The sequence below is a fragment of the Mycoplasmopsis lipophila genome, assembly GCF_045276895.1.
Lineage (GTDB): Bacteria > Bacillota_I > Bacilli_A > Mycoplasmatales > Metamycoplasmataceae > Mycoplasmopsis > Mycoplasmopsis lipophila.
In genome coordinates this window covers 477,617-496,848 of record NZ_CP174165.1, presented here as the reverse complement: position 1 = coordinate 496,848, position 19,232 = coordinate 477,617, and the positions used below count along the sequence as shown (strand labels likewise).

Here is a 19,232-nt window from a genome sequence, read left to right as displayed (position 1 = left end):
AGTTTTATTTAAATTAAAATTTAGGAGATTTTTATGTCTAAAAAAACTCAAGAAAATTTATTGGCTCCGGTAAATAATCAAGCACCCGCACCTTACCAACCAATGAATAATATGATGCCTGCTACACAGGTGCCAACTCAAATTACCCCCTTTGTTCCACAAACAAATTTAATGCCTATGATGCCTATGACACCAACAGCATTTCCAGCTGTGAATACTCAATCAAAGGAAGATATTGAAGCAAATGCTAGATTTAAATCTGGTTTATTTTGAACTTTAACTGCTGTTGCTTCATTAGCAGTTTTAGGTGCCGGTACTTTTGCTATTATCAAGACCATTAAATCAAATTCTGTTGACCCAAATTCTAACTTAAAACATTTAATCAATCATGTTGAACAATTTACTCAAAATTCTTTAACTTCTGTTGCTTTTGAAGATAAGAAAAAAGTTTTAGAAGATTTAGTTAAAGAAGCAAAAGAATTGTTATCTGAAAATAAAAGTGGTACTCAAATTATAGAAAAAACTAAAGCATTATACAAAGAATTTAGCGAAACCTTGGTTTTATACAATAAACAACATTTAAGCATTGAAAAAATTGAAAACTATATTGCATCAAAAGAAGTGCAAGATTTTAGAAATACTTTAGCAGGATATAATGAATATAATGACTTCTACCAAGAATTTAAAGATGCTTTAACAAAACTTGAACAAAAGAAAAATACAAAAAATGAAAATATTGAAGTTAAAGATTATGAAAGTGCTTTAGCAGAATTTATTACCACTTTTGAAAAATTAAAAGAATCTAAAACTAAAAGAGATAACAAAATAAATGCTTATAGACAATTAGAAGCATTATGAAAAAGAGCAGAAAATTGAAAACTTGAAGCAACAAAAAATATCAATTCAAATGGATATACATTAAATTTTGAAGAATGAACAAGTATTTTGGATAATGCTTTAGAAAAAGCAAATACAAACATTTTATCAAATCCAAATGTTAAAATTAAACAAAATGATTACAAGGACAATACAGATATTTCAAAAATTGAACTTGAAGCTAGAGATTTAGGTAATGCATTTTTTAATGCACAAAGAATTTACAATACTAGAATTGACTTGGGTAATAGAAAAACACAATTAGGTTTAGACATAGAAAAATATAAAAGTGAATTTCAAATTAATAATCAAAATATCTTTTTCACAGAATTTACTAATTCAAGTGTGGAAAGAGATTTTAACTCATTACATACATTCTTTAATAGTCAAAATCAAACAAATAAAGAATTAGAAACAAAATTAAATGATGTTTTTAATAAATTTAAAAATTTAAAAGATAAATCAGAAAAATTAAGAGAAGATATTGAAAAAACAAAACCCGAATATCAAAAACTTTTAGATGATTTATTAAGATGAAGATCTCAACAAAAAGATAAAAATGAAATTGAATATTTAGATCCTAGACATGACCAATATGACTTTATTTCACCATTATTCGGCGAAAATAATGATTTATCAACCGGTTTATACAGTGATATAAAAAATGTTTTAGAAAATATTGTATCTAAATGAAAAATGCAATTAAGTCAAATTAATGGAACTGATGAAAATTCTATTAAATTTTTCCAAAATAAAATTTCTAATTATAAAGAAGAAAAGAAACAAAAACATTTAGAAACTAAAGCAATAGTAAAAGAAATAGATGAATTTAAATCATTAATTTTAAAAAATTCTCCAGAAAAATCTACTCCTACTGGAAATGAAGAACATGATGTTAAATTTGTTTACAAATTAGTTAACACAAAATATGAAGAAATTATTGAAAGATATATAGAAAATATATCTGGACAATACATTTACAAAAATGATTCTAATGGAAGAATTGGAATTAAAAATGTTCTAAAAAGCAAAATTATTTCAAGTAGAGAACAATATAATAAGGATATTACTCAATTACAGTCTGATTTAAGTAATTTTATTAAATCACAAGTACAATTTTAAAACCTGGCACTAATGATGCTATTGATTTAAATGATTCTTCAGAAAAAGAAAAAATAACTCCAAGTAAAATTAATCAATATAAAGCTCCAGTTTTTAGTCCTACCTCACAATTATTAAATAATAACTTACAAGCAGATGTAACAATGTATGCAGATGATGTAAATGGTGTTTTATATTATGATGTGGAATTTTGATATGGTAAATTAGAATTAATTGATCCTAGTGATCCTACTAAAGGATACAAATCATTAGAAAAATTTGTCTTCCATAAAACTAAAGATTCTCGTTCAATTAATGGATTTAAAAAATTTGCTTTTGATGAATCAGAAGATGGAGTAGACAAATTAGGGTTAAAAGCGCACTATGCAATGAAAAGTGATGGATCATACCAAAGTATTGATACCATTGTTACAACTATTAGAAATTCTCAACATGGTTTAACTGGAGAATTAGATTATATTGGCAAAAACGATAATGATAAACTTATAAGTATTAATTACCCAACAAATAAAGAATTTAATACTTATAAATATATTTCGGTTTCTAAAAAAGATTCAAATACATTGATTTTTGAATATGAAATTTCAAGAAAATTAAAAAATGGTAAAAAAGGCGATATTACCAAAACACTTAAAGTAAGACAAGAAATTAATTTTGAACAAATTATTAAATTAAATAAAAACAAATCTGATTTAAAACAAAAACAAGATTACATTAAATATTTAATTTCTAAATTAAATGATTTTTCAAGTAAAAATTTCAAAAATGGTGCTTTAAATGAATTTAAAAAAGAATATGATGGTTTAGGAAAAGAAATAGAAACTTCTATTCAAAATCCAGATGTAAATAAAGTAATAACTACTAAAGTTGAAGAAATTCCTAGTGAAGATTCTGGTGATCCAGATGCAAAAGAAAAAAGACAATCATTTTTAGATGCTTATATTAAAGCAAATAAATTGTTATCTCCTTTATTAACCAAAATGATTGCGGAAAAAAATAAAATTGATCTTGCTTTTGTTAAATTGATAGATTTATTAGCTAAAGTAAATTCTTTACATCAAAATATGAGTACTAGTGAATATAAAGAAGCAGACAAAGAACAATCAGAAGACTTAAAAAATAATGTTATTGAAAAAATAACTACTTTATTAAAAAAAGAATCATTTAAAAAATCAGAAGAATTACAAAAAGATTTTAATGATTTTGAAACAAAATTCAAAAATATTTACAATAATTTTGAAATAATGAATGAAAAACGTACATCATTTAAATTAGTTATTGAACAAAGAAAAAATTTCTATTTTGATGTTGAATATTTAAAAAAATATTTTGATGAACAACTTAAAAAAGTTTTAGATGATGCTAATAATGTTTTAACTAAAACTGCTAAAGATACTAATACTTTAGAAAAGGCACAAAAAGACTTTGAAACAAAAGCTGTAGAAGTAATAAATAAATATACAAAAGCTAAGCAACAATATGAAGAAATTTTAGAATGAAATGCAAAAATTTCTAATTATATAGAATTTAATTTAAGTGATAAAAAATACATTCAAGGTATTATTGATAAATTAATTGAATTAAAAAATAAAGGTATTGCTGCTGTTAATGGTAATGAGGCAGATGAAAACAAAATTAATAATTTCACTACTATAATAAAAGAATTAGAAAAAACTTATAATGATTTAACAGTAGAAATTGCAAAAGAATTAGAAAAATTTAGAAAATTAAATGATTTTATTGATGAAGTTCAAAAATATGCAAATGGTATTACTTTAACCAAACAAGCTGAAGGTGATAAACCATTTGTTGAAGGTTTAAAAGCTCAAGATTATGAAGATATTACTAAACCTTTGGAACAAGCATTAAAAGATGCAAAAGATAAATCAATATCAGAAAATGCTTACACTACTCCTGGTTTTGATTCATTAAAAGAAACTTTAAAAACAGCATATGTACAAGCTAAAAATCATAAAATTGCTAAAAATGAATCTAAAATTGCTTTATTAAAATTAATTAATGAAAAAGTAGAATTTTTAAATAAATGATTTACTAATGTAAGTTTTGTTAATGTTACAGAACTTCAAAATATAATGATTGAATCAATTAATAGAGCGAAAACTGCTTATGATTATGTTGGTGATGAAAATAACAAGAGTGATAAATCATATTTAGATGCTGAAATTAAACACTTACAAGAAACTACTAATGCAGAAAAAAATGAAATAAATAATTTCAAAAATAAATTTGAAGAAGCTAAACAACTTGCTGCTCAAAAAATTATAGAATTTGAAAGTGAAATTAAAAAATTTGAAGAAACAAATAAAGAAGATGCTACTAATATAACAATTACTAATGATTCTGAACTTTTATATGAAGAAAAATATGTAGAAGCTAAAAAAGCTTTAAGTGCTACTCATAATAGTGGAACTATTACTGGAGAAAACACATTTAAAATTGTTTCAGATAAATATGATGAATTGAAAAAACAACAAAATAATTTAATTATTAATAAAAAACAAAAAATTCAAGAACGTAATGATTTTGTAGAAGCAATCAAAAAAATGGCTTACTATATGAATCATGCTCGTAGAAATCGCAATGAAGCAGAATTCCAATCTGAATATACAAGCATTACCTCTAAATTCCCTGGCTTCACAGCAGAAGATAAAAGTTATGATAAATTAAGTTTTATCAATAGTAGTGAAGATAAATTTAGCACAACTGATCAAGATAAAATTAATACATATAGAAAATCATTAGATGCTAATTGAGTTTCAACTTTATCTGCTAATGGTAATGATGAAAAAACTTATAAATATTGAACTGATAAAGCTAATGCTTTTGTTAATGATTACATTAGTAAAAACTTAGAAAAACTTCAAAAAGCTAAAAAAGCTTATGATGAAATATTAGCAAAATGAGTAGATTTAAGAAATCGAGCTTCAGAAAATGCCGTTTACACCACCGTTAAAGATAAAATTGCTGCAATTATTACAGAAGCTAATACTAAAGAATCCAAAGCTGAAGAAGATTTAAACCCTAGTGATATTGACAAAGTTACTAAAGAATTATCTTCTACATATGATGCTAATAATGATGCTTTAAATGCTCTTGTAAACAAAGTTGGTGAAATTCAAAAACTGGTACAAGATGCTAAATCTAAATCTACAGGATATTATTCAACACATTCTGATTTATCAAGTATTGATAATGAATTAGTGGCTAAATATAAAGCGGCAGAAAAATCTGCTTCTGGTCAAGAAGGTGCTAAGACTCTTGATGAATTAAATAATATCAACAGTGATATTAAAGGTTCTATTGATGCGGCTTGATCTAAATATATAGATTTAATGAATGGTTATATTAATAGATTAAATACATTTACTTCTGAAGTAAATAATTATGCAGATAAATTAAGAGAAGGTAGAGATGGTAATACTGGTATCGTTGAATTAAAAAGATTAAAAGATACATTAACTTCTCCTTCAATAGAAAAAACTTCTTATAGTCAATTAAAATCACATGTAGAAACTTGCGAATCTTTATTAAATAATTCAAGAGGAACTATTAATAGTAGAATTACTGTTATAAATGATTTAACTTCACAAATTAATACATCAATACCACACAAAGATAGACAATACAATACCGGTCATCAATGTTGTAAAGTTTGTGGTGGTGGTTGAAAACGAAGAGGTTATTATAATCTTTCTCAATCAACTTCTGCTAAAGCTGAATTTGAAAAAGCGTTAAAAAATGCTGAAGATTTGTTAACTTCAAATGAAGTAAAAACTGATGATGAAATTAAATCAGCTACACAGACTTTATCTAATTCAACAGATCATTGAAATAATAATAGTGGTGGTAGTTCTATATGTACAAGAAATTCCACAAATGGTTGAGATTGTGCTTGTGTTGTTTGATATTAAAAACAAAAAAATAAGTTGGGGTTTCCAACTTATTTTTAATATCATGTAAATCCTATGGACATCAATATGTAACATTACGACAATATGAACTTCCTCTTCTATTACTAATTCAATATTGAGAAGAGGAGTTTAATAAATTAATTGCTCCAGCAATAGTATCATCATCTATAGGTGAATTTGCATTTAATATATTTTTGCTTCTTCTAAAGCTTTTTCAAATTGATTTTTTGATTCAATAGATACAGAGGCATTTTCATAATTATAAGTTTTTTGTATTGAGTCTTATTTCAATTTCAACAAGCTTCATGACTTTGATTATATGCTCTTTTTGTTTGAGGTTCTAATTCAGTATACAATTTATTTAATTTTCCAATTTTTTCAATTCTTGCATCCATTGTTTCTCTTGAATCATCTGTTTTTTTCTTAATTTCAGCTGTATGATTTATTAACTCTAAATATGAAATATTTTTTGATCAACGATACCTGTATTATTATCTCTACCTTCTCTTAATTTGTTAGCATAATCATTAATGAAAGATATGTAAGAATTTAATTGATTTATATACTCATTCATTTTTGTTTCATACTTTGCTGAAGCATTTTTAATAGAATTATCTAAATTATTATAAATGGTGTTTAAATCATCAAGGGTTTTAGGAACTGCTTGATCAGAGGAAGATTTTTCTGCTTCTTAATAAGATTTAATTATGTCATCATTAATATCACTTAAATGAGAATGTGTCGAATAATATTTATTAAAATCATCTTTAGTATTTGTTATTAGTGTTTTTATTTCATTAACTTTGTTTTCAAGACTAGTTAAATTTTTATTATTATCTTCATATGTAGAAGATAATTCTTTAGTAACTTTGTCAATATTAATAGGATTTAAATCTTCTTCAGCTTGTAATTCTCTTTGATTTGCATTATTTATAATATTAGTTATTTTTTCATTAATGGTAGTATATACATTATGATAATGAATTATAAGTAAGTAAGGATGTGAAAGGAGAAGGATAAGTTCAGCAAAATTAAAAATATTTTTTGATTATTTTATTTTTAAAAACTAAAATAGAATAATCAAAATTTAAAAACCCTTCATTTTTCTTTTTATTCTTATTTATAGATTTATAAATTAAAATATGGATATAAAAAAATGCACTTTTAATGCATTTTTAAATTATTTTTTGGTTGTAATTTCCTTTAATCTAGCTGATTTACCACTACGTGTTCTCATATAGAATAATCTTTTACGTCTTACTTTGTTTGAACGTAGAACTTCTATTTGTGCTATTAGAGGAGAGTTGACTGGGAAGGTTCTTTCAACACCAATACCATAAGAAATTTTTCTAACTGTAAATGTTTCTCTTGTTCCTGATTCTTTTTTGTTAATTACTAAACCTTCAAAAATTTGAATTCTTTCTTTTTCACCTTCACGAATACGAACGTGAACACGAATATTATCACCTGTTGTAAATTCTGGTAAGTCTTTTCTGATTTGACTTTCTTCTACTATTTCTAATAATTTATTTCTCATTTTTTATCCTTTCAATAATGTCTGGTCGATTTTTTAAAGTTTTTTGGTATTTAGCTTCTTCTCTTCATTCATTAATTATTTTATGGTTACCATTTAATAATTCTTCTGGAACAGATAATGTTTTATTAAGAGTTAGAGAATAATATTCTCTTGGTTGAGTATATTGTGGATAATCCAACATTCCATCTTCTTCAAAAGATTCATACATATGACTTTCTTTTTTAATTACATTAGGTATTAATCTTGTAATGGCATCTGCTATTACCATAGAAGGAATTTCTCCACCTGTTAAAACATAATCTCCAATAGATAATTCCATATCAACAAGTTCAGATATTCTTTCATCAAAACCTTCATATCTTCCTGAAATAAATGTTATTTCTTTTTTTTGTGAAAGTTCTTTAGCAATTTTTTGATTGAAAGTTTTTCCTTGAGGTGAAACTAAAATTTTATATCCACCTTTATTTTCTAAACTATTGATAGCAATATCAATTGGTTCTATTTGTAGAAGCATTCCTTGTCCACCACCAAAAACTGTATCATCAACTTTTTTATGTTTATCCCTACTATATTCTCTTCAATCAATTACATTAAAAGATATTAAATTTTTATTTATAGCTTTTGAAATAATCGATTCTTCTAAAAAAGGTTTAAAGTAATTTGGGAATAAAGTTAAAAAATTTATTTTCATCAATTATTTAGTAGTTTTTTTAGCAACAGTTTCTTTTTTAGTAGAAGGTTTTTTAGTAGTAACTTTTTTTGTTTCAGTTTTGCTTTCTACTTTTTTAGTAGTTTTTTTGGTTGAAACATTTTTGTTATTTTTACTAAATTTAATATTTAGTTTGTTTTTTCTAAATAAAGCATAAACAGTATCAGTTAATTGAGCACCCTGTTCAATTCATTTTTTAGTTGCTTCTTCATTTAAAGTAAAAGCTTTTGATTGAGGGTCATAATTTCCAAGAGCTTCAATAAATTTTCCATCTCTTGGAGCACGAGCATCGGCAGCAACAATTTTGTAGTTAGCATTAAATTTGCTACCCATTCTCTTTAATCTTATTTTTACCATATTTCTCCTTATTTTTAATTTAGTCTGTCAAGCAATAGTGCTTGACACCGCTAATATAAATATTGTAATAGATTTTTTCATTTTTTTTATTAAATATTTATATTTAATATATATTTATAATTATTAATATAAATATATAAATAGACAAGTTAATTTTATTTTTTGAGGATTTAAAATATGAATGAAATTGAAAATGAATTAAATGAAAAAAAAGATGTTGTATCTGCTAATAATCAAATTAAAGTAAATAATCAAGCACAATTAGAAAATAATGCTGGTGTTTCTCATTCTACTAAAATTTTATTAGATACAAAAAGTCAAATATTAGTTTTAAATGAAAATAGATTTATTTTGAAAAGAAATAAATTTTATGATTTTTTAACTTCAACAAAAGTTTATTTTCAATATTTTTTTAAAGCATTATCTTTATTACAAAAAAATTTAAATAATGTTAAAGTTAAAAAAACAAAAGCAAAAAAAATAGATACTATTACAAATGAAATCAACTATACTCCTATTTCTCATACAATAATTGTTGATAATCCAATAGAAGAAGATATAGTAGCTGCTCCTGCATCTGTTTATGAAGCAGAAAATAAAAAATATGATATTTCAAGTCAAACTAATGTTACTGATGCTGCTTTATTAGCAAAAAGTTTTGAATTAGAAAGAGCATTTGGATTTAAACAAAATGAAGTTAAACCTTTTGAAATTTCTGAAGAAGAAATGAAAGAAATAGAGTTAAAAAATAAATTAAATGATGAAGCAAATAATGAATTAGCTTTAGTAAACAATGATAATTATTTACCTGGAACTAATATTTTTGAATCATTAGTACCTGAAAATAATTCATTAGTTCGTTTTGTTAAAAAATCAAAAAATAAATTATGATGAAAATTATTAATCTTTTTTGGTTCAATTGCTGCTGTAAGTGTTATAGGTTATTTTGCTGGTCAATCTATTTATAACATTGTAAAAAACAAAAAAAGTAATGATTTGAAATTTGAATATCAAAAGCTTATTTCTAATGGGATTAAATCAGCAGAGGATTTTAAAAGTGAAATTAAAAGAAACAATCGTTTAACTAGAGATTCAGAAATAGTTTATGCAATTGAACAAGCAATTTTTTCTGCTGTGGTAGAAAATGCTAAAGATCAAGGATGACAAGAATATAAAAGAGCATATGATGAATTAGAAAAAATTCTTTTATTTAATAAAGGATTACAAAAAGAAAAAATTGAATTAGAAAATGATATCGTAAATAAATCATTATTTAATATTAAAAAAATTGTTAAAAATTACACAGATGATATTATTGAAGAAAAAAAATATTTAGATTTACTAAGACCAATTCAAAAACAAATTAATGAATGGGATAATGAATATAGAGTTAATGCTAAAAAAATAAGTATTACTTTAGCTAAATTAAAAAATATTAAAAAAATTATTGATGATTTTTATGGACAAAGTAATGAAACTTTAAATAATAGAAAAAATTTATTTTCTTCAATTGAAAGTTTCAACCCTAATATTTCTAATGGAAATAATGTTTTTCCGTCAGAAATATATAAAAAATATTTTTATGAAAATAAAGAAATTTTTTCTTTTAATGAAGCACAAAAAAAGATTTTAAAAGATAAAAAAATAACTTATTCAGTAGATATTGATCCTAATGATGAAACAGGGATAGCAACTTTCAAATTTTCCTATTTTATAGATATTTTTGGAGAAAAAGTTAAAATCCATAATTATGAAATTAAGAAAGAAATTAACAATCTTAAAAAGTTTGAATTTGAACATGAAAAATTACCTGTTTTAACTCCTAAAAATAATTATGAATTTGATACTACTAATTTTATAGAGTTTGTTAATACCTTATTAAGAGATGTTAACTCTGATTATTTCAATAGATTACAAAGTGGTATTAACATAACTTATCCTGATTCTAATTTTAAATATAAGTTATTCTTTGATAGAAATAGCATTGTAAGTAACACTGAAACTTCTATAACCATTAAATATAAATTAGTTTATAGTATACCTTGAAGATTTGATCCACTTACCAAAAATTTAGAGTATAAAGAAATAAAATCTTTAACTGAATATGAACAAATATTAGATTATAAAGATATTGCGGAATTAAATTTCAGATATAAAAACTTTAATGCAAAAATTAAATCAATTAATGATAAAAATGAAAAATTTTTAAATGATATGAATAAACAATTAAATAGTTTTTCTGATTCTGATTTATTAAAAATTGTTTATGAAAAATACAATTCAGTTAGTGAACAAATTTCTAAATTAAATGAAAAATATGCTCCAACAAATGATTTGGAAGGTTTAGAAAAAGAAATAGCTAAAATTGATAAAGAAATTACTAATTTAAAAAATGAAATTTTGGAAAAATTTAATGTTAGAAAATTAGCAAAAGAAGAATTAGGAAGAAATATTGAAGAAATTAATTTATTTGCAGAAAATAATATCAAAAAATGAATTAGTAGTGAAGATAAATATAAAGAAGTTAGAAAACAAATAGGTGAAGCCTTAGAAATTCTTTCTCGTGTTGAAACAGATGTTAATGTATATAGGAATGAAAGTAATAAGTTAATCAATTATTTACAAAAAATTAAAGATTGATCAAGAATTAAAGATGGTTACTTAGATGATATGCAAAAAGATATTGATAATTTTGTAGATAATTGAGTAATTAAAAATATTACCGCTGATTTAAATAGAGAATATTATAGTGAAGTTTATGCTTTTGTCAATAAATGACAAGATAAAATTAGATATCAATTAGGAAAATCTATTGATAGTGCTACTATTGAACAAGAATTAGATAAAGCATTTAAAGAATTGAAAGAAAAAATTAGAGATTGAAAATCTAAAATTGATGATAAAAATGATTTTAAAGATAAATTTAAAAAATCTATTGCTGAATTTAGAAGTTTAATTTTAAGAGAATATAATTATCAAAACGATCAAAGTAAATTAGTTTATAAAACCTTATTTGATCAAGCAAATACTTTTATAGCTTCTGCTAATGAAAGCATTAGTCCAATTTTAGATAAAAGTTTTGATGAAATAAAACAAGCAAGATTAAAATTTAATAAAGAAGTTCAAGAATTTAATCGAAAAATTATTGAATTAACTAATCAAAAGAAACAAGAAGCCTTAAAAAATCTTAATGATTTAAAAAATCTTTTACTTTCTTCAATTACTGGAGTAAATATTAAACAAGATTCTGAAGATATTATTGAACCATTTAAAAATGAAATGGATAATATGAAAGAAATTATTGAAGGTGAACAAAATAATAAAGCCCATCTCCATGTACAAAATAATGAAAAAGCTTCAAAAATTCTTAATAAATATATGAATTTATACAATGAAAAACAAAATGTTAGATTGAACATTATTTCAAAAATAAACAAAGCTAAAGCCAGATATGATCAAATTCAAAATGATGAAAAATACAAAGATAAATTAAGTAGTTTTAAACAAAGTATTGATGCTACTGAAGCCTTTTTACAAAAAGAAATTTATATCAACATTTCTGTTCTAAAAGCAGAAGAAAATAAAATGGATCAGTTATTACAACAAATGAATAATTAGTATGAAAAAATTTACTATTAAACATAATGATTCTATTGTGAAGGTTGCTGAATTTGTCTTAAATATAGCGAAAAAAGAACAAAAACAATTTATTTATTTAAATGGAGAATTAGGTAGTGGCAAGACAGAACTTACTAAGCAAATAGCTAAATTATTAGGTATTAAAGAACCAATTACTTCACCTACTTTTAATTATTTAAAGATTTATGATCCGTTAGTACATATTGATGCATATCATCTTCAAAATAATTTAGATGAATTTGAAGATTATTTTGAAGATAAACTTGTAATTATTGAATGGGCAGAACTTTTAGATTTACCTTATCAAGATAAAATAGTTGTTCAATTACATATTAATGATAAAAATGAACATATTTTTTCTATTACTTATTAAAAAATAATAAAATAAAAATGGAGAAAAAATGAAGCAAATATCTAAAGAAGAAGATTTTAAAAAAGTTTATATAGCTTTTTGGATTTTAGCTTTTATATTTTCTTTATTGTTCTTAATTTTATGACTTACAAAAGTTATAAGTTATGCATATTTATTAGGTTTTTCTCTAGGTTATTTAATATCTTTTTTAATTTTTTACCTAAAAGATATTTTTAGTATTAAAATATTACTTAAAAATAATAAAAGCACTTCAATAGCTATGATTTATTTACTTTTTTTAGTGGATGTCATAGTTATTGCTTTTATTTCTTTTTATATTTTTTGAATCAATTCTAAAGTATCTAAAAATAAAATTGGTATAGCGACTTCCATTTTTAACGTTTTTTGTTTTTTAGTGGGTATGACGCTATATCCAATTTCTATTTTTGTAGCAAGAATTAAAATCAAAAGAAAGGAGGTGATTATTGAGCATAAATAATTTAAATGTTAACGTTATAGAACAAATGCAAAAAGAAGAAATTAATCCATTATTTCAAAATTGAAATCAATGAAATCAACCCCAGTTATTTTCTTTATTTGTTGTAGTGACCTTTTGTTTTATTTTTTCTTTATATATTTATATAAAGTTAAAAATTTATTCAAAAGCTGATAAAGCCCCCAAGGGAATTTTATTAATTATGGAAGAATACTTAGTTTATGTCACTGATACTTATGATGATATAACTGAAAAGAAAATGCCTCATTTGAAGTTTTATATTTTTTCTTTAGTTTCTTTTCTTATTGTGGGTAATTTAATTTCTATTTTTGGATTAGAACCTATTGCTTCCTCTTATTCTATAACTTTAACTTTAGCTCTTATTACTTGATTAGGAATCTATGTTATAGGAATTTGATTCCAAAAATGAAGGTTTTTTAAAAAGTTTTTAATGCCTACAGATTTAGTTGGACAATTTGCTCCTTTAATTTCCTTAAGTTTACGTATGTTTGGGAATATTGTAGGAGGTGGAACTATTGTTTTCTTACTTTATTATTCATTAGGAAGTTTATGAACTTTAATTTTTAAAACTAGTGATACTCATTGAGCTAGATTCTTGTTTGCTCCTTTATTAGCACCTTTCTTTCATATGTATTTTGATATTTTTGGTGCTTTTATGCAAGCAATGGTTTTCACCATTCTAACTAGTATATATTGAGCTTCAGAAGCAGTTAGAATTGAAAAAAAAGTTAAGAAGATTTCTAAAACTGAAACCAAAGTAGTCAATGTTTTAGAAACTCAAAAAAATATTTATTAATTTTTATATAAGGAGAAAAATATGATTGAAACAGTAATGAAATTAGCAGAAAATAAAGTTGACAATTACAATGTTGGTAGAGGTTTAGTAGCTCTTGGTGTTGGGATTTCTATGATTGGTTGCCTTGGCGTTGGACTTGGGCAAGGTATCACTGCTGGTAAAGCAGTTGAAGCTGTAGGTAGAAATCCTGAAGCTATGAGTAAAATTAGAACTTTACTATTATTAGGTTGTGCTATTTCTGAATCATCTGCTTTATATTCACTTGTGCTTGGAATTTTATTATTATTTGTTTTCTAATAAATTATTAAAATGAATATAGAAAAATATCAAGAAATTTTTCAAGAAATGTTGCCAAATGCTGATTTAAAATCAGAAATTTCTGAAAAATTTAAGGCGATTTTTCCTTCTTTACCAATGATGCTTGCTACAGTTATTTCTTTAATTTTAGTAATCATCTTTTTAACTTTTCTTATTTATAAACCTTTAAGAAAAGCAATAAAAAAACGCCATGATTTTATTCAAAAAAATATTGATGAAGCTAAAGAAAATCAAAAATTAAGTTTAGAAAAATTAGATTTAGCTAATCAACATTTAGAACAAGCACACAAAAGTGCTGATGATTTAATAAAAGATGCAAAATTAAAAGCAGAAAAAGTAATGAATGTTTATACCGAAAAAGCAAAAATGAATGCTAAACAAATCATTGAAGAAGCAGAACTAGATATTAATAATCGTAGAATTACTATGGAAGAAGAAGCTAAACAAAACGTAGTAAATACAGCTTTAGAATTAACCAAAAAAATCTTAGAAAAAGAAATTTCTAAGAAAAATGAAGCTGAAATTATTGATAAATTTTTAGCTGAAGAATAAGATGTATTTTAGAAATAATATACAAGGTTATGCTATTGCTTTATACGATTTAGTTAAAGAAAGCAAAAAACAAAAAGACATTCATTATCAATTAGCATCTTTATCAGAAAATATGGAAAATGGAAGAGAACTTATTAATTTTCTTTCTTCTTATGATTTAACTTTAGAAAAGAAAAAGAAATTTATAGATGAAGTTTTTGAAGATTTTGATGAAATTGTCAAAAATATGATGAAACTTTTAGTAGATCGTCAAATGTTTGCTACTTTTCCTAGAATTTTAAAACATTATTTTAAATTTTCTGATAAAGAATTAAATATTAAATTTGGAATTATTTATACAACAATGCCTTTATCACCTAACAAAATTAAAGATATTGCTAAAAAAATTAGTAATCTTTATAAATTTGATTGTGTTTTAATAAATAGAATTGATCCTACTTTAATTTCAGGATTTAAAATTAAAATTGATAGTTTAACAATTGAAAATAATATTCAAACTTCTTTAAATGAACTTAAAGACATTATGTTGACCAGAGGAGAAGAAAATGATTAATAAAGTAACTGATATTAGTTCCATTATTAAGGATAAAATAAAAAATTATAATAGCAAAACTAATTTTTCTGAAACTGGAAGAGTTATTACTATTGGTGATGGAATTTCTTTAGTAAATGGTTTAGATAATGTAAAAAATGGAGAAATTGTAATTTTTCCTAATAATGTATATGGTTTAGCATTAAATCTTGAAGAAGAAGCTGTTGGAATTGCTTTATTTGGTGATGCTGATTCAATTGTTGAAGGTGATATTGTAAAAAGAACTGGAGAAGTTATTTCTACCAAAGTTGGAGATGAACTTTTAGGAAGAGTTGTAGATGGATTAGGTAATCCAATTGATGGTAAAGGTGAAATTAAAACCAAAAAAACTTCAGAAGTTTTTAAAGTTGCTCCTGGAGTTTTAACTAGAAAAAGTGTTGATCAACCTTTAGAAACTGGAATTTTAATTATTGATTCTATGATTCCTATTGGTAAAGGCCAAAGAGAATTAATTATTGGTGATCGTCAAACTGGGAAAACTACTATTGCTATTGATACCATTATTAATCAAAAAGGTAAAAATGTTAATTGTGTTTATGTGGCTATAGGACAAAAAAATTCTACTGTGGCTCAAATTGTTAAAAAATTAGAAGATCATCAAGCAATGGATTATACTACTGTAGTTATTTCAGGGGCTAGTGAACTTGCTCCATTACAATATATTGCTCCTTATACAGGCTCTACTATTGCTGAAGAATGAATGTCACAGGGGAAAGATGTTTTAATTGTTTATGATGATTTATCAAAACATGCGATTGCTTATCGTACCTTATCATTGCTTTTAAGAAGACCTCCTGGTCGTGAAGCTTATCCAGGTGATGTTTTTTATTTACACTCTCAATTATTAGAACGTTCGGCAAGAGTTACTAAAAAATATGGTGGTGGTTCTATAACTGCTTTACCTATTATTGAAACTTTACAAGGTGATATTTCTGCTTATATTCCTACGAATGTTATTTCAATTACTGATGGTCAAATTTTTACAAGTGAAAATTTATTTAATACAGGTCAAAGACCGGCAGTTGATGTTAATTTTTCAGTTTCACGGGTAGGTTCTACGGCCCAATATAAAGGAGTTAAGAAAGTTTCTTCTTCTTTAAAACTAGAATTAGCACAATATAATGAAATGCAAAGTTTTGCCCAATTTGGTTCTGATTTAGATGAATCCACCAAAAGAATCTTAAAACACGGTTCTAAAGTTTACGAACTTTTGAAACAAGAACAAGGATTTTCAATTGCTGAAATTTCACAAATGGCTATTTTATTAGGAGTAAAAGAAAAAGTTATTGATCCATTACCTAAAAATAAAATTCATAAGTTTAGAGATAAAATCATCAAATTTATGGAAAATGATCCTAAAGGAGTTTCAATAGCTTTAGAAATTCAAAAAAATAATTATGCTTTAACTCCTGAAATTGAAGAAGAAATTTTACAAGTTTTAGTTGAAATTGTGGTTAAAATCATTAAAGCTATTCCTAACTATGATGTTAATGATCATAATCCACTACCTGAAAAATTAAGAAAATATATTCCACAAAATTAAATTTAAATATGGAAAGTCTCCAAAATACCAAACAAAGAATAAAACTTGTATCTTCAATTAAAAAAATTACTCATGCGATGGAAATGATTTCCATTGCCAAAATTAGAAGAACTAAAAATATTTTTAATAATATTTCTCCTTATAGTGAAGAAATGAATTTAACTTTCAATAAAATTATTAGTAAGTTAGATCGAATTGATTTTGAAAATATTTTTTCTGCTAATAATGCCACCGCTAATCTTTATATTATTATTACTAGTGATTTAGGAATGGCAGGTAGTTATAATTCAAATATTTTTAAATTATCAAGAAGTTTGTTAGAAGAAAATGACAAAATTATTGTTTTAGGTCATAAAGGTAATAGTTTTTTTAATGATAAAAAATGAGATAGTCAAATTATTGATTCTTATCCTTTTCCTAACGAAGATATTGATTATCATATCATTAAAAAAATTACTAAAGAAATTTTAGATATGTATAAAAATAATGAAATAGGAAAAATAAAAATTTTATATACAGATTTTGTGAATAATTTAGTTCAAAAAGAAGTAGAAAAAACTATTTTTCCTATTGAATATACCCCTGATAAAAGTGAAAAGAATTTTGAATTTATAGAAATTGAGCCTTCACCTTATGAAGTTTTAAAAAATGCTTTTCCTTTATATGTAAGTAATTATATTTATACTTGTTGTATTGTTTCTAAATTAAGTGAAAATGCTGCAAGAAGAATGGCTATGGAAAATGCTACTAATAATGCCAAAGATATTATTTTGCAACTTAAAAAAGATTTTAATAGAAAACGTCAAGCAATTATTACTCAAGAATTAAATGAAATTATTGCTGGAGCAGATGCAATATAGGAGAAAGTTATGGAAAAAAATAAAAAGACAATCAATAAAGAAGAATTAGGAACTATTGTTCAAATTTTAGGTCCCGTAGTTGATGTACGTTTTCCTAAAAATAAACTTCCTAAGTTGCATAATGCTTTAAAAACCACTTTAAATGGTCAAACTTTTGTTTTTGAAGTAGCACAACATATAGGAGATGATACTGTAAGAACTATTTCTATGGTTTCAACTTCTGGTTTATATAGAGGAATGGAAGTAGAAAATACTAAAAATCCTATTATGGTTCCAGTTGGTGAACAAGTTTTAGGAAGAATGTTTGATGTTTTAGGAAACCCTATTGATGTTGAAGATCCTTCAAAAGAAACTTTTGACCAAAAATTGATGATGCCTATTCATGCTAAGGCTCCATCATATGAAGAACAAAAAACCACTAGTGAAATTTTAGAAACTGGAATTAAAGTTATCGACTTATTAATTCCTTATGCTAAAGGTGGAAAAATAGGGCTTTTTGGTGGTGCTGGAGTTGGTAAAACTGTTTTAGTTCAAGAACTTATTAATAATATTGCTACTGAACATGGTGGTCTTTCAGTTTTTGCTGGAGTTGGAGAAAGAACACGTGAAGGTAATGATCTTTATTATGAAATGAAAGAATCAGGAGTTATTAATAAAACTGCTTTAGTTTTTGGACAAATGAATGAACCCCCAGGGGCAAGAATGAGAGTAGCTCTTTCAGGGTTAACTATGGCTGAATATTTTAGAGATGTTCAAAAACAAGATGTTTTATTATTTATTGATAATATTTTCAGATTTACTCAAGCGGGTTCTGAAGTTTCAGCTTTATTAGGAAGAATGCCTTCAGCTGTTGGTTATCAACCAACTTTAGCTACAGAAATGGGACAATTACAAGAAAGAATTACTTCTACTCGTAATGGTTCTATTACTTCAGTACAAGCAGTTTATGTACCAGCAGATGATTTAACCGATCCTGCTCCTGCTACTACTTTTGCTCACTTAGATGCTAAAACAGTTTTAGATAGAAATATTGCGGCTTTAGGAATTTATCCAGCTGTAGAACCTTTAGAATCTTCTTCAAGATTATTAGATCCTTTAGTGGTAGGAAATCATCATTATGAAGTAGCACAAGGGGTAATTAGTTTATTACAAAGATTTAAAGAATTACAAGATATTATCGCTATTTTAGGTATGGGTGAATTATCTGAAGAAGATAAAAGGATTGTGGCTAGAGCAAGAAGAATAAGAAACTTTTTATCACAACCTTTCTTTGTGGCAGAAAAATTCTCAGGTTTAAAAGGTAAATATGTTCCTTTAATTAAAACTATTGATAGTTTTAAAGCTATTTTAGATGGACAATATGATCATTATCCAGAAGAGTTATTTTTATATGTAGGAGATATTGAAGAAGTTACTGAAAAATATAATGCTTTAATGGAAAAAGAACATCCTCAAGAAAAAACTTCTACAATAACTAATACTAAAGAACAAGAAAAAGAAGATTCTACTTCTGAAGAAATAATTAAATAA

Annotated in this window: 16 protein-coding genes and 1 pseudogene; 12 read left to right on the top strand and 5 right to left on the bottom strand. The window is 24.5% G+C overall.

The annotated features are described in order from the left end of the window. Positions 1 to 33 precede the first annotated feature (33 nt). Both ACJA27_RS02225 and ACJA27_RS02220 read left to right on the top strand, forming a co-directional pair. A complete protein-coding gene (locus ACJA27_RS02225; protein WP_406617673.1) occupies positions 34 to 1,998 on the top strand; it encodes a hypothetical protein in 1,965 nt (654 codons plus the stop codon). Between the two features lie 143 nt (positions 1,999 to 2,141). Next, complete coding sequence (locus ACJA27_RS02220) at positions 2,142 to 5,930, top strand: hypothetical protein (RefSeq protein ID WP_406617672.1); 3,789 nt, start codon at positions 2,142 to 2,144, stop codon at positions 5,928 to 5,930. A gap of 203 nt (positions 5,931 to 6,133) precedes the next feature. Here ACJA27_RS02220 and ACJA27_RS02215 read toward each other — a convergent pair whose 3' ends face one another. From ACJA27_RS02215 to rpsP, 5 genes and pseudogenes are all read right to left on the bottom strand, one after another. Continuing rightward, entirely contained in the window at positions 6,134 to 6,325 is a 192-nt protein-coding gene (locus ACJA27_RS02215; RefSeq protein ID WP_406617671.1) for a hypothetical protein, read from the bottom strand. Positions 6,326 to 6,381: 56 nt separating this feature from the next. After that, positions 6,382 to 6,504, bottom strand: coding sequence for a hypothetical protein (locus tag ACJA27_RS02210; RefSeq protein WP_406617670.1), 123 nt, complete (start codon positions 6,502 to 6,504; stop codon positions 6,382 to 6,384). Between the two features lie 606 nt (positions 6,505 to 7,110). Beyond that, on the bottom strand, positions 7,111 to 7,467 hold the full coding sequence (gene rplS, locus ACJA27_RS02205) for a 50S ribosomal protein L19 (protein ID WP_406617669.1): 357 nt from the start codon (positions 7,465 to 7,467) through the stop codon (positions 7,111 to 7,113). Next, complete coding sequence (gene trmD / locus ACJA27_RS02200) at positions 7,457 to 8,158, bottom strand: tRNA (guanosine(37)-N1)-methyltransferase TrmD (RefSeq protein WP_406617668.1); 702 nt, start codon at positions 8,156 to 8,158, stop codon at positions 7,457 to 7,459. Before trmD ends, rplS begins: the two co-directional genes overlap by 11 nt. Positions 8,159 to 8,251: 93 nt before the next feature. Beyond that, a pseudogene (gene rpsP, locus ACJA27_RS02195) lies at positions 8,252 to 8,533 on the bottom strand (30S ribosomal protein S16); the annotation flags it as partial. A gap of 177 nt (positions 8,534 to 8,710) precedes the next feature. Here rpsP and ACJA27_RS02190 point away from each other — a divergent pair. Genes ACJA27_RS02190 through atpD form a run of 10 tightly spaced genes read left to right on the top strand, consistent with a single transcriptional unit; the run spans position 8,711 to position 19,232 of the window. Next, positions 8,711 to 12,151 (top strand): hypothetical protein, encoded by a 3,441-nt coding sequence (locus ACJA27_RS02190; protein WP_406617667.1) that lies wholly within the window; start codon positions 8,711 to 8,713, stop codon positions 12,149 to 12,151. Position 12,152: 1 nt separating this feature from the next. Then, a complete protein-coding gene (tsaE, locus tag ACJA27_RS02185; RefSeq protein WP_406617666.1) occupies positions 12,153 to 12,545 on the top strand; it encodes a tRNA (adenosine(37)-N6)-threonylcarbamoyltransferase complex ATPase subunit type 1 TsaE in 393 nt (130 codons plus the stop codon). Positions 12,546 to 12,573: 28 nt separating this feature from the next. Further along, positions 12,574 to 13,023: a hypothetical protein gene (locus ACJA27_RS02180; RefSeq protein WP_406617665.1), complete on the top strand. Its 450-nt coding sequence runs from the start codon at positions 12,574 to 12,576 to the stop codon at positions 13,021 to 13,023. Further along, positions 13,010 to 13,837, top strand: coding sequence for a F0F1 ATP synthase subunit A (locus ACJA27_RS02175; protein ID WP_406617664.1), 828 nt, complete (start codon positions 13,010 to 13,012; stop codon positions 13,835 to 13,837). Before ACJA27_RS02180 ends, ACJA27_RS02175 begins: the two co-directional genes overlap by 14 nt. A 36-nt stretch (positions 13,838 to 13,873) precedes the next feature. Next, positions 13,874 to 14,134: an ATP synthase F0 subunit C gene (gene atpE / locus ACJA27_RS02170; protein ID WP_406618302.1), complete on the top strand. Its 261-nt coding sequence runs from the start codon at positions 13,874 to 13,876 to the stop codon at positions 14,132 to 14,134. Positions 14,135 to 14,146: 12 nt separating this feature from the next. Further along, positions 14,147 to 14,707 carry a F0F1 ATP synthase subunit B gene (gene atpF / locus ACJA27_RS02165; protein WP_406617663.1) on the top strand — a complete coding sequence of 187 codons (561 nt, stop codon included), beginning with the start codon at positions 14,147 to 14,149 and terminating at the stop codon, positions 14,705 to 14,707. A gap of 1 nt (position 14,708) precedes the next feature. Next, positions 14,709 to 15,260, top strand: a complete 552-nt coding sequence (locus ACJA27_RS02160; protein WP_406617662.1) for a F0F1 ATP synthase subunit delta — start codon at positions 14,709 to 14,711, stop codon at positions 15,258 to 15,260. Continuing rightward, entirely contained in the window at positions 15,253 to 16,842 is a 1,590-nt protein-coding gene (gene atpA / locus ACJA27_RS02155) for a F0F1 ATP synthase subunit alpha (protein ID WP_406617661.1), read from the top strand. The genes ACJA27_RS02160 and atpA overlap by 8 nt, the downstream gene beginning before the upstream one ends. 8 nt (positions 16,843 to 16,850) lie before the next feature. Further along, the gene (atpG, locus tag ACJA27_RS02150; protein ID WP_406617660.1) at positions 16,851 to 17,702 is read left to right on the top strand and encodes an ATP synthase F1 subunit gamma; all 852 of its coding nucleotides are present in this window, start codon (positions 16,851 to 16,853) and stop codon (positions 17,700 to 17,702) included. Between the two features lie 9 nt (positions 17,703 to 17,711). After that, positions 17,712 to 19,232, top strand: a complete 1,521-nt coding sequence (gene atpD / locus ACJA27_RS02145; RefSeq protein ID WP_406617659.1) for a F0F1 ATP synthase subunit beta — start codon at positions 17,712 to 17,714, stop codon at positions 19,230 to 19,232.